Origin of the sequence: uncultured Fluviicola sp., assembly GCF_902168135.1 — a bacterium.
GTDB lineage: Bacteria > Bacteroidota > Bacteroidia > Flavobacteriales_D > Crocinitomicaceae > Fluviicola.
The window spans coordinates 22,291-41,607 of record NZ_CABHOL010000046.1 but is presented as its reverse complement, the minus strand read 5'-3'; the positions used below and the strand labels follow the sequence as shown (position 1 = coordinate 41,607).

Annotated in this window: 21 protein-coding genes; 4 read left to right on the top strand and 17 right to left on the bottom strand. The window is 41.2% G+C overall.

Annotated features, from left to right (window positions below; all coding sequences use genetic code 11):
- Window positions 1-519: a hypothetical protein gene (locus tag QZT69_RS15790; protein ID WP_294677107.1), complete on the top strand. Its 519-nt coding sequence runs from the start codon at window positions 1-3 to the stop codon at window positions 517-519.
- Between the two features lie 4 nt (window positions 520-523).
- On the opposite strand, the gene QZT69_RS15785 is transcribed toward QZT69_RS15790, so the two are convergent.
- Genes QZT69_RS15785 through QZT69_RS15760 form a run of 6 tightly spaced genes read right to left on the bottom strand, consistent with a single transcriptional unit; the run spans window position 524 to window position 4,334 of the window.
- On the bottom strand, window positions 524-859 hold the full coding sequence (locus QZT69_RS15785) for an MliC family protein (protein WP_294677106.1): 336 nt from the start codon (window positions 857-859) through the stop codon (window positions 524-526).
- Between the two features lie 29 nt (window positions 860-888).
- Complete coding sequence (locus tag QZT69_RS15780) at window positions 889-1,389, bottom strand: GNAT family N-acetyltransferase (protein ID WP_294677105.1); 501 nt, start codon at window positions 1,387-1,389, stop codon at window positions 889-891.
- Window position 1,390: 1 nt separating this feature from the next.
- Window positions 1,391-1,891, bottom strand: coding sequence for a hypothetical protein (locus tag QZT69_RS15775; protein WP_294677104.1), 501 nt, complete (start codon window positions 1,889-1,891; stop codon window positions 1,391-1,393).
- Between the two features lies 1 nt (window position 1,892).
- The gene (locus QZT69_RS15770; protein WP_294677103.1) at window positions 1,893-3,125 is read right to left on the bottom strand and encodes a nucleoside recognition domain-containing protein; all 1,233 of its coding nucleotides are present in this window, start codon (window positions 3,123-3,125) and stop codon (window positions 1,893-1,895) included.
- A gap of 28 nt (window positions 3,126-3,153) precedes the next feature.
- The gene (locus QZT69_RS15765; RefSeq protein WP_294677102.1) at window positions 3,154-3,720 is read right to left on the bottom strand and encodes a gamma-glutamyl-gamma-aminobutyrate hydrolase family protein; all 567 of its coding nucleotides are present in this window, start codon (window positions 3,718-3,720) and stop codon (window positions 3,154-3,156) included.
- Entirely contained in the window at window positions 3,717-4,334 is a 618-nt protein-coding gene (locus QZT69_RS15760; protein WP_294677101.1) for an L-threonylcarbamoyladenylate synthase, read from the bottom strand. Before QZT69_RS15760 ends, QZT69_RS15765 begins: the two co-directional genes overlap by 4 nt.
- Window positions 4,335-4,523: 189 nt before the next feature.
- Between QZT69_RS15760 and QZT69_RS15755 the strand changes: the two genes are divergently transcribed.
- Window positions 4,524-4,991, top strand: coding sequence for a hypothetical protein (locus QZT69_RS15755; protein WP_294677100.1), 468 nt, complete (start codon window positions 4,524-4,526; stop codon window positions 4,989-4,991).
- 56 nt (window positions 4,992-5,047) lie between these two features.
- Here the strand turns inward: QZT69_RS15755 and QZT69_RS15750 are convergent, their stop codons facing one another.
- Together QZT69_RS15750 and QZT69_RS15745 are read right to left on the bottom strand one after the other, a co-directional pair.
- Window positions 5,048-5,545: a DUF1573 domain-containing protein gene (locus QZT69_RS15750; protein WP_294677099.1), complete on the bottom strand. Its 498-nt coding sequence runs from the start codon at window positions 5,543-5,545 to the stop codon at window positions 5,048-5,050.
- Window positions 5,546-5,547: 2 nt separating this feature from the next.
- Window positions 5,548-7,161: a S41 family peptidase gene (locus tag QZT69_RS15745; RefSeq protein ID WP_294677098.1), complete on the bottom strand. Its 1,614-nt coding sequence runs from the start codon at window positions 7,159-7,161 to the stop codon at window positions 5,548-5,550.
- A gap of 270 nt (window positions 7,162-7,431) precedes the next feature.
- Here QZT69_RS15745 and QZT69_RS15740 point away from each other — a divergent pair, with 270 nt between their 5' ends.
- Window positions 7,432-8,343, top strand: a complete 912-nt coding sequence (locus tag QZT69_RS15740; protein WP_294677097.1) for a C40 family peptidase — start codon at window positions 7,432-7,434, stop codon at window positions 8,341-8,343.
- 51 nt (window positions 8,344-8,394) lie between these two features.
- On the opposite strand, the gene QZT69_RS15735 is transcribed toward QZT69_RS15740, so the two are convergent.
- The 6 genes from QZT69_RS15735 to efp form a co-directional block, all read right to left on the bottom strand.
- On the bottom strand, window positions 8,395-8,904 hold the full coding sequence (locus tag QZT69_RS15735) for a hypothetical protein (RefSeq protein ID WP_294677096.1): 510 nt from the start codon (window positions 8,902-8,904) through the stop codon (window positions 8,395-8,397).
- A complete protein-coding gene (locus QZT69_RS15730) occupies window positions 8,894-12,205 on the bottom strand; it encodes a SpoIIE family protein phosphatase (protein WP_294677095.1) in 3,312 nt (1,103 codons plus the stop codon). The genes QZT69_RS15735 and QZT69_RS15730 overlap by 11 nt, the downstream gene beginning before the upstream one ends.
- A gap of 92 nt (window positions 12,206-12,297) precedes the next feature.
- Window positions 12,298-13,350, bottom strand: a complete 1,053-nt coding sequence (locus QZT69_RS15725) for an agmatinase family protein (protein ID WP_294677094.1) — start codon at window positions 13,348-13,350, stop codon at window positions 12,298-12,300.
- The gene (gene speE, locus QZT69_RS15720) at window positions 13,343-14,626 is read right to left on the bottom strand and encodes a polyamine aminopropyltransferase (RefSeq protein ID WP_294677093.1); all 1,284 of its coding nucleotides are present in this window, start codon (window positions 14,624-14,626) and stop codon (window positions 13,343-13,345) included. The genes QZT69_RS15725 and speE overlap by 8 nt, the downstream gene beginning before the upstream one ends.
- 195 nt (window positions 14,627-14,821) lie before the next feature.
- Window positions 14,822-15,604, bottom strand: a complete 783-nt coding sequence (locus QZT69_RS15715) for an alpha/beta hydrolase (protein WP_294677092.1) — start codon at window positions 15,602-15,604, stop codon at window positions 14,822-14,824.
- Window positions 15,605-15,717: 113 nt separating this feature from the next.
- Window positions 15,718-16,284, bottom strand: coding sequence for an elongation factor P (gene efp / locus QZT69_RS15710; RefSeq protein WP_294677091.1), 567 nt, complete (start codon window positions 16,282-16,284; stop codon window positions 15,718-15,720).
- Window positions 16,285-16,411: 127 nt separating this feature from the next.
- On the opposite strand from efp, the gene QZT69_RS15705 reads away from it, so the two are divergent.
- Window positions 16,412-16,831 (top strand): twin-arginine translocase TatA/TatE family subunit, encoded by a 420-nt coding sequence (locus QZT69_RS15705; RefSeq protein ID WP_294677090.1) that lies wholly within the window; start codon window positions 16,412-16,414, stop codon window positions 16,829-16,831.
- A gap of 57 nt (window positions 16,832-16,888) precedes the next feature.
- On the opposite strand, the gene QZT69_RS15700 is transcribed toward QZT69_RS15705, so the two are convergent.
- The 3 genes from QZT69_RS15700 to QZT69_RS15690 form a co-directional block, all read right to left on the bottom strand.
- Window positions 16,889-17,455: a T6SS immunity protein Tdi1 domain-containing protein gene (locus QZT69_RS15700; protein ID WP_294677089.1), complete on the bottom strand. Its 567-nt coding sequence runs from the start codon at window positions 17,453-17,455 to the stop codon at window positions 16,889-16,891.
- An 81-nt stretch (window positions 17,456-17,536) separates the two neighbouring features.
- Window positions 17,537-18,076, bottom strand: coding sequence for a hypothetical protein (locus QZT69_RS15695; protein WP_294677088.1), 540 nt, complete (start codon window positions 18,074-18,076; stop codon window positions 17,537-17,539).
- Between the two features lie 77 nt (window positions 18,077-18,153).
- Complete coding sequence (locus tag QZT69_RS15690; protein WP_294677087.1) at window positions 18,154-19,290, bottom strand: FAD-binding oxidoreductase; 1,137 nt, start codon at window positions 19,288-19,290, stop codon at window positions 18,154-18,156.
- Window positions 19,291-19,317: the final 27 nt, after the last annotated feature.

Below are 19,317 nucleotides of genomic sequence, written 5' to 3'. Positions count from 1 at the left end.
ATGGAAGAAAATCCGATTGATGATTTAAATGTGATTCATCCGACTGCACAGCAGAAAAGCGATCCTGTTGTTAAAGTCGTTGCCCGTTCACTTTTTCTGCTCGCATTTGTATTCAGTTTACTTTGTTTTTCAGATATTATCCATTTAATCAGTAAGTACTTTTCGTTCCGGACAAGGTATGTCATAGGTTTTGAATTACATTCCCTGATTGCAGCAATTTCGATTTCAAGTACTGCTATTACTGCATTCTATCTTTGGAAGAGGCGTTTTCAGCAACGTGGGTTTATCCCTTATTTGATGATATTAACCACAATGCTTTGTTTTTTAGTCCTGATTTGTTTGCTGGGTTTTGAATGGATGTTCTCATTACCAAGCTCATTAAAAGATGCTAATCCTTTTTTACCAGGCTATGCTGTTTTTCCACCTTTTAGGTTCTATTTCGATGTGCTGTTTATCCTGGCAGCGATACTTCCATTTTTAATCCTTCAGATCTTTATTCGAAAACCAAATAAAAGTTGAACTTTTATTTACACAAACAGTAAGTAGAGTCTTCCGTTCCAAAGCTAAACTCTCCCTGGTGCTCCCAGAAAATGTATTTTCCGTTTTTAGATACGTATTTCACACCACTTGCTGCAGGTGCTTGTTCCATTTGGTATTCTCCGTCTAATCGCGGACTCCGAACTCTTACGGTAATTTTACCGGTGCTGTCACCATTCAGGAAAGTAATATCTTCTGAAAAAGATACCTGAAAGTCATTGGTACATTCAAACTTCAGGTTACGTTTTTTTTTCACTACGTTGTTTCCCATGCAGGAGGCAAGAGCAAGGGACAATATGATTCCTGAAAACAGATAGTTCATGGTGTTCTTTTTTTAACAAGTTACAAAAATCAATTCAATTCTTTTACCATCACAAAATCATCCATCACATATCCGTTACCGATATCAAGGACTTCTTCGTGATCAGTAACAAAACCGTTCTTTTGATAGAATCCGACTGCAGTATTCCGTTTGTTCACGTTAAGGTGAAGTTTTGTACAACCGCATTTCAGCGCTTCTTTTGCCACGTGATCAACCAGGATTTTACCAATTCCGGAACCTTGTGTTTCAGGAAGGATGTACAACTTATGGATGCGTGTAACTCGGGATTCAGGGTATCCGTGTTCGATCCCGCAAAAACCAAGGACTTTCCCATTTTCTTCAGCAAGCCAGAAAGCCTGGGATGGATCGTTGATCGCCGCTTCAATTTTTTCTGCACTATACATGAGATCGAGCATATACCGGATTTGTTCCGCAGAAATAACATCTTTGTAAGAAACGGGCCAGGTTTTTTCAGCAACTTCCCATATGGAAGTAACATCCTTTTTTTCGGCTAAGCGAATGTGAATCATATTAGAGATCTTTTCCGAAAGAATACATATCGTTGTGATTGAATTCGATCTTGTCTTTTACATTTTTAATAGTTTTGATCAGCCCGAAAGTGAATTCATCGGTATTCAGGTTCAGCCATTTAAAACTGGTTTCTTCACCGTCTACAGCCATTGCGGCGTGGTATAGGAATTCAAATCCGTGAACCTGGAGCCAGTGCTGGGCGCTTTCATTTCCCTCGGCGGCATTTACGAAAGCCATTAAGTGCGGATATCCGTTTGCAAGCAGCCAATCCCGGGCTTCCTGTTTGAGAGTGAGTGCCTGATTTAGAAAGAAGATTTCTTCGTAACCGTTGTCGTAAAGAAATTTTTCCAGTTCCTTATGTCCTTCAAGTGCTTTGATCCAGGCAAGGATAATTTTGGTCGGATAATTAAACTCCGCGAACGCAATGTCTGCCTTTTTCACCTCCACCTTTTTCTTTTCCTCTAAAGGCTCTTTTCCAAATATGCGTTTAAACCAATTCATATTATGAGAAAAATAAATAAGCGATCAATACGGCTGCTATGGCACCTACTAAATCGCAGAATAATCCTGCTGTTGCCGCGTAGCGAGTCTTTTTGATCCCTACCGAACCGAAATATACGGATAAAACATAAAAAGTAGTCTCTGTACTTCCCTGGAAAGTTGCCGATAAGTTGCTGACAAATGAATCAGGCCCGAAAGCTTTCATGTTTTCTACCATCAATCCGCGTGCTCCGGATCCTGAGAAGGGTTTCATGAGTATTACAGGAAGTGCATCGACAAACTCCAGCGCTTTTATGCCAGCGATTGTTAGCAGGTACTTCGCGTTGTTTATCAGATCTTCCAGAGCTCCACAGGAACGAAACAGGGCAACTGCACAGAGCATCGCAACCAAATAGGGAACAATATTCAGCGCAACCTGAAATCCACCTTTTGCTCCTTCAATAAATGACTCATAGGCTTGAATTTTAGACTTAAGAGCCATAACGATAAAAAAGGTAATGAATCCGAAAATAATCGTTGTACTGAGAACTCTGGAAATAGTATCAATTTCCTTAGGGTGTCCGTTGAGGTACCAAAGCAATCCGATGATTAATGTTGTTAAACCTCCGATGTAGAGCAGGATATTTCTTTGAAACAGATTGATTTTTTGACGAATAGCAACGAAAATTAGCCCGCCTAACGTAGCAAAATAGGTTGTAAGCAAGATAGGAATGAAAACAGATGCCGGATTTTGAGAATTTTCAGCTGCACGCGTAGCAAGAATGGATACGGGTATGATCGTTAATCCGGAAGCGTTCAACACCAGGAACATGATTTGGGCATTCGATGCAGTTTCTTTTTCCGGATTGATATCCTGTAATTGTTGCATCGCTCTCAATCCTGCAGGTGTAGCGGCATTATCCAATCCGAGCATGTTTGCAGAGAAATTCAGCATAATACTTCCCATTGCAGGGTGATTTTTAGGGATGTCAGGAAATAATTTCGAAAAGAGTGGATAGACCATGCGTGAAAGTATGTTTACCGCACCACTATCTTCACCGATTTTCATCAACCCCATCCAGAGTGCAAGAATTCCTGTCATGTACAGTGCAAGTTCAAATGCAGACTTAGCGGCTTCAAACAGTGCATCCATCATTTTTTGAAGAATGAAAGTATCCTGCCAAAACAGAAGTTTTGAAAACCCCATAATGATTGCGATGACGAACATCCCAATCCAAACTCGATTCAATACCATGAATCAAAAATCGGAAATTATTGTGCTTCTATTTCGAATGGCGTTCACAAATATGAACAAAGTTTTCAAGAATAATAACGCCGTGATTCCCGGATACTTCCGGATGGAATTGTACGCCGTAAAGCGGAAGGCTTTTGTGCATCATTCCTTCGTTTACGGTCGCATCAGAAACGGCTGTGTGGATAAAATCCGCAGGAATACTGATTGCTTCGCAATGATCTTCCATCAATTCGATCTCCGTTGGAAGTTTGTCGAAAAGCGGGCAGTCTGTAATCACCTCGATAATTTGCCAGTCACGGTCTTCTCGCTGCCTGTTGGAAAGTGCTCCGAAAGTTAGTCCAAGCATCTGGTGGCCGAAACAAATTCCTAAAACGGGGAGTGTCTCTGTTTTCAGCCACTCGAATTGTTTCAGGTATGGTTCCGTATCAACTTCCGTAATAAGAATGGGAGCTCCGGAAATCACAAAGCCAAGCGCGTCGTTGTGAAGCTCTCTTTGGAATTCAAAAAGAGGAACAATCCGCGTGTCCATGAATTCATAAATGATGGATTCAATGAGAGGCGTTTTCGAACTTCCGCAGTCTATAATGACAATCATAAATCTATTTGGCCAACTCCCTGACGGATGATTTCAGCATTTCCGTTTGTGCAATCTACAATGGTTGAAGCATCCAGTTTCCCCGGACCGCCATCAATAATAACAGCTACTTCATCGTCGTAGCGCTCATAGATAGATGCCGGATCCACGAAATAATCCATGATTTCATCCTCGGAATCATGAAGTGAGGTAACAGCCATCGGATTTCCCAAACGCTCTACAATTGCCTGCACAATTTTATTGTCGGGAATACGAATACCGATCTCTTTTTTACTGGAATCAAACAGTTTGGAAACTTCGTTGGTGGCATCCAAAATGAATGTGAAAGGTCCGGGCAGGTAATGTTTCAATAAACGGAAAGTGTTTCTGTCTAGCTGCTTTACATATTCCGAAACCTGGCTCATGTCCGAACAAATGATGGAAAAGTTTGCTTTTGACAGTTTCACATCCTTCCATCGGGCAAGTTCTGCCAATCCCTTTTTGTTCATGACATCACAAGCAACTGCGTAAACCGCATCAGTAGGAATAATAATAATTCCTCCTTTTTTCAATTCGTCCACAACTTGCTGAATGAGACGGTTGTCAATATTATCCGGATTAATTTCTATGAACATCTTTGAATGATTTGTAAGTATAAATTTAACAAAATTCGCTGCCGAATGCAAATATTGAATCCCGGTGTGCCGGAGAACCGGCAGCATGCAGAAGTTTTTGGATCTTTCGTAGCTGGTTTTGGTGTAGTTTTTGCATTTAGAACTCATCATTCTGGAGTTAACAAAGTATCTTTGTACAAAATAAACGCTATGAAATTTCTGACTTTCATTTTCATTACTGTTCTAACATTGAATGCGCAGGCTCAATTGGATCGAAAAGCTATTTATAATGCACTTGCCAGTGATTCGAAAGATATTGTTCAGAAACAATTGGACGGGATTATAAACATGAAAGAGTCATCTGAGGTAAAGGCCTTTAAAGGTGCATTGCAAATGAAAGCAGCCCAATTCCAAAAAACGCCTAAGGACAAAATGAGCCTGTTCAGTATTGGTAAAAAATTATTGGAATCTGAGATCAAATCGAATGACGGGAATGCAGAATACCGGTTTTTGCGTTTACTGATCCAGGAAAACGCACCGAAGCAGTTGAAATACAACGGAAATATTGAGGAAGATGTTGTTAGTATTGTGAGCGGTTACAGCAAGTTGAAAGAATCTACAAAGGCAGCGATTGAATCGTATGCTAAGAAATCTGCTTCTTTGAAAAACCTATTATAATAAACATGTAGGGGGTGCGATTAATCGCACCCCCTACATGTTTGCATAAATTTCAATTATTGGACGTCTGCTTTCACTCTTACCACGGTAATTCGAGGATATGTGTTTGCAGTTATTGTAATTGTTTTTTCGCTGACTCCTTTTCCGCTGGGTTTGAAACCGACTTCAATCTTGTCTGATTTCCCCGGGGCAATAGGGCCTTCCGGCTTGCTTGGAGTGGTGCATCCGCAGCTTGCTTTTACATCTGATAGTACCAAAGGCTTGTCTCCGGTGTTTGTCACCGTAAACGTACAATGATTTTCTACTCCGTCCACTACCTTCCCGAAATCATGGATTTCTTTATCGATTTTCATCGATGTGCTGGATTCAGCTTCAATGCGCTGTTGTTCTTTTAATTCCTTTAATGCTTGTTCATTTGCTTTGATCGTTTCCGGATCGTCCGCAACTTCCATGATTGCAGTGCTTTCGCTTTCTGTTTTTTCGGTATTGCCTGAACAAGCAACGGTCAGTCCGCCTAAGAGTATAAGGCCGATAAAGAAACTTCTCTTTTTCATGTTTAGTTTAATGCCAGTTTTTGTTTGTCGTATTCATTTGATTCAAGCAATTGAATTGCTTTTTGCAGGATTTCATTCTTTTGGTTGTAGATCATATAAAAAGCTTCAATGCCATATAAATCATTGGCAATGGTTGCCTTTAATCTCAATTCCATAATGTCTTTACTCTGCTTATATTGCTCTTCGTTGAACTCAAAATCTTTGTTTTCTTTCTTCACATAAGCAAAGAATTCGTCCATCAGTTTTTTGTCGACATTAAAATTAGCGATGAACTGTTCTACAGTTTCATATTTTTTGTGTAATTCATCCCGGTTTTTATCCACATAAGTTAAAGGGAAGCTCGTGAAAGCTCCGTTTTGAACAGTATTTCGGTAAAGGTCCGTGATTTCGGAAGTATCAATCGGAACGAAGAAATCAGGCATGATTCCGCCGCCGCCATAAACAGGTCTTTTGGTTACGCGGGTTTCAAATTTCAAAGAATCCGGAAGTTTGATGCTGTCGATGTGAGAAAATTCACCGTGCATGAAGCGACGCATGTATTCGTTCTTGTAATCATCGATATTTTCATACGGACGTTGAATAAAGCGCCCGGAAGGAGTGAAGTAACGGGCAATTGTCAGACGCATCTGAGATCCGTCCGAAAGGTCGATCGGTCGTTGAACCAGCCCTTTCCCATAGCTTCGTCGGCCAACAATCAGTCCACGGTCCCAATCCTGGATTGCCCCGGAAAGGATTTCGGAAGCAGACGCAGAATTGTCATCGATTAAAACGATTACTTTTCCTTTTTCCCAGGAACCATTTCGTCCTGCACTTAGATCCTGGCGAGGCTGCGCGCGTCCTTCCGAGTATACGATCAATTTATTATCTGACAGGAATTCATCGGCAATTAATTGAGCGGCATAAAGCAATCCGCCTCCATTTCCCTGCAAATCCAGAATCAGGCTTTCCATTCCCTGGGACTTCAGTTTATCCAGGCCTTTTTTGATCTCGTCATGAGAACTGCGCGAGAAGGAAGTTAGTTTCAAATAACCGATTTTCGGGCTGATCATATATGAACAATCAACCGAATTTACCGGAACCTTGTCTCGTGTAATGACATAGTTTATTAATTTTTTCTGTGCTTTACGCATGATATCGACTTTCACTTTTGTGCCGGCTTCTCCAAGGAGTTTTTCGCGAACCTGGGCATTTTTCAAACCGATACCAGCAACACTTTGTCCGTCAATGGCAACAATTTTATCACCTGCACGGATTCCTAATTTTTCAGACGGACCTCCGACAATTGTTTCAACAACCATTAAAGTATCTTTCAGTATTTGGAATCGAACCCCAATTCCCACAAAGCTTCCGTCGATAGCCACGTTTGCAGCATCTACTTCATCTTTTGGGATATAAACCGTATGCGGGTCCAGTTTCTCCAGCATGCCTATAATTGCTGCATCCATTAATTCTTTGTCGTTAACCGGGTCAACGTATAATTTGTCTACATAAGTGAAGATTTCATCCAGGCGCTGACCGTTTGTAGGAGTTTTTGGTTCAGCAGGAACTTTTTGGGCGGAGGATGTAAAAGAGTTGAAGCTTAATCCAAGGATCAACAAAAAGACATGGTATTTCATACAATTTTCTTAAGAATACTAATATAAGGATAAAACGTTCAATCGACTTGTTAGAAACAGTCTAAGTTCACGTTTCATGTTAAAAAAAACAAAATGAGTACGAGAGCGGAGAATGAGTATATAGTTCCTTAAGAACAAATCCGGATTCGAATTAAGATCCATTCCTCATTCTCATTCCGTATCCCGTTCTCTTATCAACAATTCGCTGTTGGTCTTTTATTCATCCAACAAACAGGTGCTTTTTGTAATTTTAAAGCGTATAGTTCAGTTATGAAGCACTCGAAAATCTTTTTATTGACCGCCCTTATTTTTGTTTCACTCACTTCTTTCGGGCAGGTAAAAGCATTAGATAAGCTGGAAGTATTGTACGATCAGGGACATTATAATATGGTCCTGCGGAAAGCGAATAGACTATTGGATCAACCGGATTACGATTATTCATTCAAACCTGAATTTTACAAAAGCCTGGCGCTTTTTCAGTTGGCCGACAAGGGATTGTGGGGTGAGTTCCATCCGAAAGCATTACAGGAGGCACGTGAATTATTCAGCCAGGTATTGGCTTCTCCGGATGGAATCAAAGTATTCAATACGCATCTGAATCATGTTTCACAATTGAAACGCGACCTGGTTCAAAAAGCGCTGGCTTACAAATCCGAAGGAAAACAGGCAAAGTATGACGAGGTTCAGCAAATCCTGTTTGGACTGTTCGACCGCATTCCGGACCTGGATGTTCCCGGAGAAATTCAACCGCCGGCTGTAGACGCACCTGAAATTAAGGAAACGCCTGCTAGTTCTGAAGAGCGTGAGAAAATTGTTAAGTATGCCAAAAAATACATCGGAGTTCCATACAAATGGGCAGGAATTGATGCTAATGGATTTGACTGCAGCGGATTCACCAGTTTTGTGATGAAAGAATTTAAAGTTGCTTTAAGCAGAAGGGCAGAAGACCAATACAATGCGTCTGTGAAAGTGAAACAGAAAAATGCGCAAAAAGGAGATTTGGTGTTCTTTAATAATGGTTCGGGAATTTCACATGTTGGAATTATTGTTTCTGCAAAAGGAGAACCTCTGACGATGATTCATGCCAGTTCAAGTAAAGGTGTGATTATTACGAATATTGAAGATTCTGAATACTGGCTGAAGCGCTTGTATGCGATCGGGACGTATGTAAAAGGGGAATAATAATTATCAATTATCAAGGATAGGAAGACAAAGTCTTGATAATTATAAAATTTATAATTCCCTCTTCGGATTGAATAAAAAGATATTCATTAAAACCACCAAACCGGAAATAATTGCACTGATAAATCCGACGTTCATTAAGTACGGTGATTTCTCTATGAATAAGAATGCAACGAGGCTTATTACCAGTAAAATCAGGAGCAGCCATTTGGAAAAAAACCTTCTTTGAATAAAACGGTTATTCAGGTCTAATAGATAAACATGTGTTGCCGCGAGCAGGAACAGCATATTTAATTTCCAGATTTGTGAGATTTCTACCAATGAAAGTAAAAATGAAACCAGAAACAAAACCTGTATAATCAGTAAGGAAATGTTGATCAGGCGAAATGTTCCCGAACTGATCTTACTAACCGTCAATACCTGGAAAAACAGGAACAGGCAGCTTATAAAAAACGGAAGAACCCTGGTCAGTCTCCAGGAAAATTCACTCCATCCTAAAAAAAGTAAGATCATAAGTGCTAAAAACACCCATGCCAGTAATGCGGGCCATTTAGCTCTCATGCGAAGGGTTTATATATTTTACTGCAAATACACATACATCATCAACTTGGTCAACATCGTGTTTCCAGGTATCAAAAGTTCGTTGGATTTCTTTGTATTGTTCGTTCATATCCAGGTGATAGATCGTTGCCAGCAAGGACTTAAAAGGTCTGGATTTGAACTTTTTCAAACGGTCGCCCCCAAACTGGTCCACGTACCCGTCCGTATACAGATAAACGCAGTCTCCATGCTGCAATTGGAATTCTTCGGAAGTAAATGGTTTTGCATCGATGAATTGACCGATAGGCTGTTTGTTGGGTTTTAATTCAATGATTTCTCCCTGACGGATAATCACACATTCATTGTTTGCTCCTGAGAACTTTAAAATTCCCGTCTGCTGATCAATGGAACAAAGTGCAATATCCATTCCGTCTTTCACGTCCGATTGCCCTTCTGCACGGAAAGCGTCAATTACGATCTCACGCAGTTTGTTCAGGATGTCATTCGGTTCGGTCAGTTTAAACTCATTGATAGCACGAAGCAAGCCGTTGTTACCGACAATACTTACCAAGGCTCCGGGAACTCCGTGTCCGGTACAATCGACCGCTGAGAAAATTACTTTACCCTGAACTTCACGAGCCCAGTAAAAATCTCCGGAAACGATATCTTTCGGGCGGTAGAACACAAAGTGCTGTCTGAATAGTTCGTTCAAACGGGAAGTGGTAGGCAGGATGGTCGACTGGATACGTTTGGCGTAATGGATACTGTCCAAAATATCCATTGTTTTAGCGGTAATCTCCTCTTTCTGAATTTCCAGCTGGTGATTTTGTTCCGCAATTTCCTTGGTACGCTGCTGTACAATTTCCTCCAGTTTCTGATTTTGTCTTTTTACACGCTGGGTAGAAAGATGAACAACAAAATAGATCAGGAATATCAAAAGGATTACGTAGAAAATATAAGCCCAGACTGTTCTGTACCAGGGTGGGAGCACTACGATTTCGTAAGTCAGGATTTCACTTTCAATACCATATGCTGATTTCGCTTTTACTTTGAAAGTGTAAGTTCCTTCAGGGATTTTTTCGAAGTTGGCGAAGTTCAGCGGAGACCACTGTGACCATTGATCACTAAATCCTTCTAACTTGTAACTGAAAGTTGTTGGTCCCAAACAAGAGAAAGAATTCGCATGAAAGATCAGTTTGAAGGAGTTTTGAGCATAATCCAATCCTTCCAGTTTCTTGCTTTTGGAAACATCGAACAGGAAACTTTTCCCGTTTACTTCCAGGCGGTCGATCTGAACCTTAAACGGATTCCTGTTTTTACGGATCGCATCCAGGTTTAAAATAAACAAACCGTCGTTAGCTCCGATCCATACTTCATTTGCTAATGGATTTTTTTCCACTGCGAAAACCAATCCGGCATTTTTCAGGCCTGCTAGCGGCCAGGATGTCCATTTCCATTCGGAACCACGTTTTTCAAACCAACCGAAGATGTTTTCAAACTTCCCGTCTTTCTTATCCTGGTAAATAACCACCCAAAGCTGTTCATTATTAACGTTGACAATACGGTGAATGGTGTTCTTGTAATTCCTGGTTTTGAATACTTTCGATGGCTCAAACGGATCAATTTTACCCGTTTTCTCATTGTAAACGAACATCCCGTTTGCTGTTCCGACAAATAACTGGCCTTTAAACTCCTCTACATAAAAGTTATTGTTCTGATCCTCTTTGCTGAGACTTGGTATGGTTACCGTTTTAAACTTCTTTGCAGCCAGATCATAGATTCCAACTCCTTTTGAACGGATACTGAAGAAAACTTTATTATTCAAATAGGCTAAACTCACTGTTTCACCACCGGCATCTCCAACCAATTCTTCGTATTCCCATTTTCCGTTCGGAAGCAGGTTTAATTTTGCCAGACCGCCTTCCAGCGTGAGGTAAATGGAATTCGGGTCTTTTGGATTTTTTTCAAAGGCAATTGCGTATTGATAGGATGCCGAAATATGTTTGCCAGATAAAGTATTCAGATCGAAAACACCGTTATACCCGATAACCATGGATTTATTTCCTTCACGGGTTTTGATCGTTTCGATGTCGAAAATAATTTCATTCAATGATCCGAAAGGGACCAGTTTTGTTCCAGATTCGTTCCTTAGCGGAGAAATAACTCCATTATGGGTTCCGATCAAAGGAATTCCGGAGTTAAAATCAATGGTCTCAATCTGAGAGGTGACCCCTTCATTTTTATGGAAGTAGGAGAGAGGAGAACCTGTCTCGATAAACTGGATACCATTCCCAAGGCACAACCACAGGTTGAAATCGTTGTCGAAGAATGATTGATTGATCGTTAGGTTCGCCAAATCATCTTCCAGGTTGTATTCCCGGATAATTTTACCGGAAAGATCCCCGATCACCAAACCGTTGTTTTCCGTACTTACCAAAAGATAGTTGCCGGCTTTTGTTACGGTATTTACGAAATATTTACTCAAACAAGGGAATTTCGTTCGCGGCACGGAATCCCAGCGCTGTATGTTTCCGGCAGAATTGCTAACACTGTAAATTTTACTTCGCGCATCCACAACGTACCAAATGTTATCTATCTGGAAGCTTCCTCGGATATTTTTGATGTGCACCGAAAGCGGTAGTTTGATTTCTTTCAGCTTTGAGTTTACAACGTCGTAATACAGGTAATTCTCAACCCGCGATTTGAACTCGGCTTTTGATTGAAAAGTTAATAAAACACCATTTAGCACCCGGCAGGATGTTCTGCACTCCAATTCCTGGAAGGTATCTGGCAATTGAAGTTGAGTGGCTTTCCCGTTCTTGAAAACAAACAATCCTTTTTCGGCTGCGAAAAGAACGGAATTGTCTCCCAGCTCAAAAATATTCCATACCTGACCGATATTGTTTTTGAGTCCGCCGTAAAAAACCGGGTAATAAACCAATTCACCTTTGCTGGAGTAATCCAGGTAACCGAAATTGTTATCGCGCCCCACGTAAACGCGGTCGTCAGAAGCTAAATATAATTTGGAAACATAGGTGTCTGTGCAGCTTTCCTGAATGGCTTTCTTTGTTTTCTCCTTATCGGTTTTGATTTTAGACCATTCAATCCCGTTAAAAGAAAGGATATCCTGTCTGTTTCCGAAAAGCACATTCCCATTGGCTGACTGCAATCCCGTCCAGATCTGTCCGGCGCTTCCATAGTCATTGATCGAAAAGTGCTTCGTATTGATCCTTCCTTGTAAGGTAATGTTCTGAGCAGGGGAAAGTGCCGCAAAATGAACAGTAAAAAGAATCAATAAGAGTACCAGCTTGTTTTTCAACATTTCTTTCCTTTATACGATACGAATATATAAATAAAAAAACACCTGAAGCTTATTTTTCTTCAGGTGTTCCCTTCACTGTTTGAAGTGAAATATCAGTAGTTTAACTTACGGCTTTTTTCCGTTGCACAAACGAGATTCCACAAGGCTCTGGCGCCTACGTTAGCGTCCCAGTCACCCTCTTTTCCCGGGGCAACTTCGTTCAGGTCGAAACCAATGATCTTCCTTCCCGATTCTACAAGCTGGAAGAACAAGTAATTGATTTGCTCCAATTCGAATCCGCCTACAACCGGAGTTCCTGTATTCGGACAAAGAGAAGGAAGCAATCCATCTATGTCGAAAGAAATGTAAACCCGTTGCGGCAATTCGTTTAAGATCATGGCAACCTGTTCTTTCCATGTCTGGCCTTCAAACTGTCCTTTTTTCAGGTCCCAGTCGTAAAATGTCTTTACCCGCGGGTCTGAATCTGAGAGTTGTACTTCCGAATGTGCAATATCGCGAATTCCAACCTGCACTAACTTCTCAAGGTTGTTACAGGATTGTAATACATTGTACATGATACTAGCGTGTGATTGCTGGAAACCTTCGTATGCTTCTCTCAAATCGGCATGAGCATCAATTTGAAGAATGCCAAATGGTTGTCCCTGGTCATTTAAAGCTTCCATTAAACCTAACGGAGTACTGTGTTCCCCGCCCAAAACGGCCACAATTTTATGCTCACCAAGCAGTTTTTTTGCGCGTTCCTTCAGATTGTTTTTCAACAGGTCCGAAGTTGCATTTACTTTCTCAAGTACTTCATTAAACGGACTGTTTTCATCCAGTTCGCCACCTTCTTCCAGGAAACCGATGTACTGAACCGTATCAATACACATCTGGTCGTTGATCTGTTTCATTTCTACGGAAATCGGTGTCATGAAAACCTGCGTATTCCATGCTTCCGGCAACTGCGGATGGTAAAAGTCTAACTGCGTGCTGGCATCCAGGATAGCTTTTGGTCCGTCACTGGTTCCTTTTCCGTAAGATGCTGTTGCATCCCAGGGCACAGGAATAATGACAATATCCGCATGCTGTTCTTCAACCGGAAATCCGAAAATATTCCCGTTTGCAATACCAACTCCGTTCGGATCAAATTTCTTTGAATTATCCATTAATCAGATTTTTCACGAAATTAGGTAAAGCGAAACTTGCTTTGTGAATGTCAGCATTGTAGTATTTCAATCCTTTAGCGCTTACAAACTGGTCAATTTCCGTATCGTTTGTAATTGATTTCGGCTGAGCACTTCCTTTTAATCCGTATTGGAAGCTCCACATTCCTGTTGGATATGTTGGAACGAAGAATAAAGAAACAGGAGCGTTCTCTTTTCCGAAAATATGCTGTAATGTGATGTTTAATTCCGTGAATGCCTGCTCGTTGAATTTCGGTGATTCTCCCTGAGCTACCAAAATCCCGCCCGGTTTCATAATACGGTGACAGTTTCTGTAGAATTCTACGGAGAACAATCCTTCTGCCGGACCCACCGGATCCGATCCGTCTACGATTACCAGGTCATACGTTTCGTCGGCAGCTTCTTTTGCAAAAGCAATCCCGTCACCAACGATCAGGTTCAGTTTCGGATGGTCGAAAGAAGCAGCGATTCCCGGCAGGTGTTCTTTACATGCTTTGATTACTTCACCGTCGATTTCAACCATGGTTACTTTTTCAACGCTGTCATGACGTAAAAATTCACGCACAGTTCCACCGTCACCGCCACCGATCACCAAAATGTTCTTAGCATTCCCATGTGTAAACATAGCAGGGTGGGAGATCATTTCGTGGTAATGAAACTCATCTTTTTCAGTGGTCATGAACATATCGTCCAAAGTCAGCAACTTCCCGTATTTCGGAGATTCCAGGATGCGTACGCGCTGGAATGGCGACTGAACGTCATAGAATACTTCACCTGTGTAGCGAAGAGACAATGCCTGGTTGTCGTCCTTATCTGTAAACCACACGTTGCGTGTATACATTTCAGGATTTGTCCATTCGCCTGCTTTCTGGCGCATAGATGAAATATCGAAGTCATTTCTTGTTAATAACTGAACTGCTCCACGCTTCATTTCCAAAGCAGAATAGTTCTTGGCACCAAAACACTCCTTCAGATAATCAAATGAAATCCAGGCATCCATTTCCCCGCAAGTGAACAAATCCACTGCAGCATAACCGTATTCCGGCCATGTATGAATTGCCAAATGGCTTTCTTGAATTACCACTACACCGGAAACTCCATAGGGAGAAAAATGGTGGAATGTAGAGTTAATCACAGTTGCACCTGCTTTCAAAGCCGCGTCTACCATGTCGCGCTCGATCGAAGATACATCATTCATAATGTGCGGATCGCACCCCATAAACTCAACCAGAATATGGTTCCCCAATGCATTACTCATTAGCTATTCAGTATAAATTATAAAAACGAGCGCAAAGTTACTGGTTTTAGATGGTTTAGAGCATGTTTATTTGAAAAAATAACGATTCCGTAATAATTGCGAATTTTGAATTGCAAATTGCTATTGTCGGATCATTCGTTAAAAGGAGATTTTTTTGGTGGTAATGGAATTAAATCCTTTTTTTGATTTGGTTTGTTACTGCTTGAAAAGCATGGTGTTGATCCAGTTTTCAATCTCGGTAATAACCCAATCCTTCTTTTCCAAATGCGGGTGATGACCACAGCCGGGGATCATGCTTCCTTTTCGGTTTTTACGATCTGAAACTATCGAGTTGACTTGCTCTTCGGTTCCGTACTGGTCGTTTTTTCCCTGCATGGCCATTGCAGGAATTCGAAAAGATTGGATCTCATGGCGGATGTCCCAGCTTTTAAAGGATGGCTCCAGCCAGGTATCTGACCAGGCGTAGAATAGTTCTTTTGTTTTATCTCCGTGAATGCGGAATAATCCATCCAGTTTCCCGGCTTCAAATGCTTCAATTGCCGGATGAATTCCCGCCAACGTTTCCTCTTCTACAAAGGTATGTGCAGCTATTGTAACAACAGCCAGCAGGTTTTTTAGTTCCCGGGAAGCAAGAAGCAGGGCAATGCTTCCGCCGTCACTGTGCCCGATAAGAATGATTTTCTGGTCCGGATTCAGAATTTCTTTAAGAACTTCTTGTGTTTCGTCTGTATAATTGTGCAGGTAATGAATGTCACGTTTTCCGGATAATCCACTTGATTTCCCGTGTCCTGTTCGTTCAATAACGACTCCCGGAAGGTTTAATGAACGGCATAATTCGGTTGGGAAGCTCTTCCATTGGATAATACTGCCCAATGCCTCATGAAGGAATATCAAAACGGGTTTGGAATCAATGGCGGAACCCGGATTGATCCATTGGATATTGATTTCTTTGGCTCCTAAGCGAATGATTTTTTCCATTTTTCCATTTTGTTATGCAGGTAGGGGCGGAAAATTTTCCACCCCTACCGTAATCCATCTACAAAAAAAGGAAACCCGCAGATCTCCTTTTTCCTTAAAATTAAATATTCGTATCAGTTCTTTACACGCTCTACATAAACACCTGTTCTGGTGTCGATTTTAATAACTTCTCCCATATCGATGAATAAAGGAACTTTCACCTCTGCACCGGTTGCAATGGTTGCAGCTTTCATAGAGTTTGTAGCTGTATCTCCTTTAACTCCCGGCTCCGTGTAAGTTACTTCGGAAATCAAGTACATCGGTAATTCAACAACTAATGGAACTTCATCGTTTGCATCATATAAAATGTTACAGATCATTCCCTCCAATAAGAAAGCAGGTTTTTCCACCATTTTTGTAGGAATAGGAACTTGTTCAAACGTTTCGTTATTCATGAAGATAAAGTTGTCATCTTCCTGGTACAAGTACTGGTATTCGCGGTTTTCTACACGAACGATGTCAATTTTGTGACCGGCAGAGAATGTATTGTCAATTACTTTTCCGGATTCGATCACACGCATTTTCGTACGAACGAAAGCCGGTCCCTTACCAGGTTTTACGTGCTGGAATTCAATGATCTGACTGATTTTGTCGTTGAATCTGATACACAGTCCGTTTCGAATATCTGCGGTAGTTGCCATGCTTCTTTTTTAATGTTTTCGGGCGCAAATATAACCAAATTATCATCTAAAAAACGATTAAAAATTAACGTTTCCTAAGACAATCTGCTAGGATAGCTCAATTAAATCGATTACTTTTGTTGTCATTATGACAGTTTTACCCTTATTTCTTAGTGATGTCGGCGGTTCTGAAATCGTTTTGATCTTACTGGTTATATTGATGTTTTTTGGTTCTAAAAGCATCCCGGGAATCGCCCGTACTATGGGTAAAACGATGCATCAGATCAGGCAGGCTTCACAAGACGTTCAAAATGAGATTAAAAAATCAGCAGGTGACGTGAAGACTGATTTTGATCTTCAGAAAATGGTTCGGGAAACAACAGATATTATCGAAAAACCGCTTTTGGAAGAATCCGTGAAAATGGATCAGATTATTCAAACTCCAACCCAATTTTCCAAGCCTTTCGGGATGCCAAATCCCTCATCACCGGCAGTCGATGTACCGGATGAAAATCCAACACTGGACCAACCGGTTGAAGAACCGAAAAAAGATTTGGCGCAGGAATAAAATATTGCAACAATAAACAAGTAGGGGCGCGATTAATCGCGCCCCTACTTGTTTCTATTAACTTGTCATCTGGAATACCAGGTCCAGGTAAACCTGTGCGTTTCCTTTTTGAAGATATTCGACTTCTTCGGCTCCTCCGAATGCCAGAATGGGAACAAAAGTAAATACTTCGTTTTTTTCCAGTTTTCCAAGTTGTTTGAATGCTTCGGTAAAGAGTTTTTCGCGCAGCCAAACAGAGCGGTCTTCTTCGTCCGGTAAAAGATCTTCCAGGAAACCCTTCATGCTCCAAATCAGCGTTTTGATCTCACGGTACTGAATATCAATGATGCAGACATCTTCATCTACTTCCGTCAGTCTCCGGTAATAGAACAGTTCACCGAATGCGCTGATTGCAAACGGGACGTAATTCGAAACTTCTCTTCCCAGCCATGTCCATAAACTGTCTTCAAAATCTGCCGGGTTCACAAATTCGATCAGTCCGTTGTTGTATTTTCCGAATCCGCTGGTTTTCCAGATCTCAATCAAGGATTCCGGGACCTTGTCCTGGTAGCGTTCGATGGTTTCTGCGGATGCAGGAACACAATCTGCATCGGGCTGGTAGTAAGCGTTGAATTTTTCGAGCATGGTTTTATGAATTGCTAATATTTGGTTTAATACAGTAGGGGCGCGATTAATCGCGCCCCTACTGTATTATATAATTATTTCTTAGTCTTCGTCCTGGTAGGTGTTTTCCTTCAACTTGAAGTCTTTTCGGATTTCCGGGTGAGAAATCTCGCCGCCCGAATTCCCCACTTCTTTTGCAAAATAAGCTGCAATAACACCAATAATCAGCACAATAATAGATGCGGGCATTGCCATTGATTTCTTCTTAAATTCCAGGAATAGTGCAATAATGGATAAAGCCATGATTCCCCATATGATCGGCATTAGTTCTTCCGCATGTTCTTCGTGGATATGGATCAATGTTTCGGTTTCTTCGGTGTTTTCAAGAGTCTGCTGAATGGCATCCGGACAGTCCTGAGAAATGGTACGCTGTTCTACGGCTTCTTCCACAAAGTGTTCGGCACCTTCACCGGTTGCGTCCGAAATTTGGGCAGTGATCCCTGCTATGATAAAAAGCAATAACCCGACTCTCCTTGTAACGGTGGATTTTGCAAGTATTCCGATTAGAAGAACAATGATTCCAAGAATTAATCCGATAATCGGAAAATGGTTAATAATTAAGTGCGAATGTGCTGCGTTCATAAGAGTTTAATTTGGCTCGAAAATACAAGAATAAAATGAAAATCTGACTGACCATTTCGTTGAAATACATGGATTTTTCAGTCGTTCAGAATGTGGGCAAGTCTTTCGCCTATTAATGAGCCGATTGCAACGCCCATTCCGCCAAGACGTACACCAACAGCAGTGTTTTGTCCGATTTTCTCAATGATAGGCCCTTTTTCTGTTCCAACTCCCATTGTTCCGGACCATCTGTAGTCAATCGAAAACTTTGTATCCGGGATAATTTGCTCTCTGAGCAGTTTTTCCAAAGCGTTTTGGATCAGGTTTGACTGGTTTAAATCAAAGGTGTTTTCCGCTTTGAAGTCCAGGTTCCTTCCCCCGCCGAATAAAATACGGTTCCCAACATTCCGGAAGTAATAATAGCCTTTGTCTAAATGGAAGGTTCCTTTTACCGGAAGGTTCTGGATCTCAGAAGTAACTAAGACCTGTGCTCTCGCTGGTTCCACAGCTAATTGCGGCAACAGTTTTTTAGCGAATCCATTGATGGTAATTCCTGCTTTTTTTGATCGGATTTCCCCGTAATTTGTTTCAAGAATTACCTCGTTTTGATCGGAATGGATTTGAAGAACCTCAATTCCGTTTAATACAATAATCCCGTTTTTTGCCAGGTCTTTTTGGGTTGCTAAAAGTAGTTTTCCGGTATCAATCGCACCTTCCAGCCGATTGAAATAACCGCCTTTAAAACTTTTGAAACCAAATTTCCCGTTTACATTTTTCTCGAAGGAATAACAATTTTTTTGACCGGTTATAAATTCGATTTGCCGGTTCAAATAATCCAGTTTCGGATGATAAACGGCTAAATCTTCTTCTTCGGTAATCAGGTCATAAGAACCGCAATTCTCATAATTCAAATCTTCTTTTGAAAAGCGTTGGAGCAAGCGTTCCAAGCCTTCGTAGCGCAATTTTACCGTGTTCCAAACGCTTTCTTCAGAAACGTTTTCGAGGTCGTCCAAAAGTTCTGTTACACTTCCGAAGCACGCAAATCCGGCATTTTTTGTACTGGCCCCGAGGGGCAGATAACTGCGTTCAAGGACCGCAATTTTTGCATCCGGATTTCTCCTTCTCAGTTCCAGAGCACATGCAGAGCCTGCTATCCCGCTTCCAACTATCAGGAAATCAATATTTTCCAAAAGCGTAACTTTTTCCCAAAAACTGAGTTGTTTAAATTGAATCATTGCAGTGAAAATGAACTTTTTTTACCG

Excerpts from the sequence above, each read along its gene's own strand:
- QZT69_RS15790 (WP_294677107.1), top strand. The coding sequence starts at position 1 with ATGGAAGAAAATCCGATTGATGATTTAAATGTGATTCATCCGACTGCA.
- QZT69_RS15785 (WP_294677106.1), bottom strand. The coding sequence starts at position 859 with ATGAACTATCTGTTTTCAGGAATCATATTGTCCCTTGCTCTTGCCTCC.
- QZT69_RS15780 (WP_294677105.1), bottom strand. The coding sequence starts at position 1,389 with ATGATTCACATTCGCTTAGCCGAAAAAAAGGATGTTACTTCCATATGG.
- QZT69_RS15775 (WP_294677104.1), bottom strand. The coding sequence starts at position 1,891 with ATGAATTGGTTTAAACGCATATTTGGAAAAGAGCCTTTAGAGGAAAAG.
- QZT69_RS15770 (WP_294677103.1), bottom strand. The coding sequence starts at position 3,125 with ATGGTATTGAATCGAGTTTGGATTGGGATGTTCGTCATCGCAATCATT.
- QZT69_RS15765 (WP_294677102.1), bottom strand. The coding sequence starts at position 3,720 with ATGATTGTCATTATAGACTGCGGAAGTTCGAAAACGCCTCTCATTGAA.
- QZT69_RS15760 (WP_294677101.1), bottom strand. The coding sequence starts at position 4,334 with ATGTTCATAGAAATTAATCCGGATAATATTGACAACCGTCTCATTCAG.
- QZT69_RS15755 (WP_294677100.1), top strand. The coding sequence starts at position 4,524 with ATGAAATTTCTGACTTTCATTTTCATTACTGTTCTAACATTGAATGCG.
- QZT69_RS15750 (WP_294677099.1), bottom strand. The coding sequence starts at position 5,545 with ATGAAAAAGAGAAGTTTCTTTATCGGCCTTATACTCTTAGGCGGACTG.
- QZT69_RS15745 (WP_294677098.1), bottom strand. The coding sequence starts at position 7,161 with ATGAAATACCATGTCTTTTTGTTGATCCTTGGATTAAGCTTCAACTCT.
- QZT69_RS15740 (WP_294677097.1), top strand. The coding sequence starts at position 7,432 with ATGAAGCACTCGAAAATCTTTTTATTGACCGCCCTTATTTTTGTTTCA.
- QZT69_RS15735 (WP_294677096.1), bottom strand. The coding sequence starts at position 8,904 with ATGAGAGCTAAATGGCCCGCATTACTGGCATGGGTGTTTTTAGCACTT.
- QZT69_RS15730 (WP_294677095.1), bottom strand. The coding sequence starts at position 12,205 with ATGTTGAAAAACAAGCTGGTACTCTTATTGATTCTTTTTACTGTTCAT.
- QZT69_RS15725 (WP_294677094.1), bottom strand. The coding sequence starts at position 13,350 with ATGGATAATTCAAAGAAATTTGATCCGAACGGAGTTGGTATTGCAAAC.
- speE (WP_294677093.1), bottom strand. The coding sequence starts at position 14,626 with ATGAGTAATGCATTGGGGAACCATATTCTGGTTGAGTTTATGGGGTGC.
- QZT69_RS15715 (WP_294677092.1), bottom strand. The coding sequence starts at position 15,604 with ATGGAAAAAATCATTCGCTTAGGAGCCAAAGAAATCAATATCCAATGG.
- efp (WP_294677091.1), bottom strand. The coding sequence starts at position 16,284 with ATGGCAACTACCGCAGATATTCGAAACGGACTGTGTATCAGATTCAAC.
- QZT69_RS15705 (WP_294677090.1), top strand. The coding sequence starts at position 16,412 with ATGACAGTTTTACCCTTATTTCTTAGTGATGTCGGCGGTTCTGAAATC.
- QZT69_RS15700 (WP_294677089.1), bottom strand. The coding sequence starts at position 17,455 with ATGCTCGAAAAATTCAACGCTTACTACCAGCCCGATGCAGATTGTGTT.
- QZT69_RS15695 (WP_294677088.1), bottom strand. The coding sequence starts at position 18,076 with ATGAACGCAGCACATTCGCACTTAATTATTAACCATTTTCCGATTATC.
- QZT69_RS15690 (WP_294677087.1), bottom strand. The coding sequence starts at position 19,290 with ATGATTCAATTTAAACAACTCAGTTTTTGGGAAAAAGTTACGCTTTTG.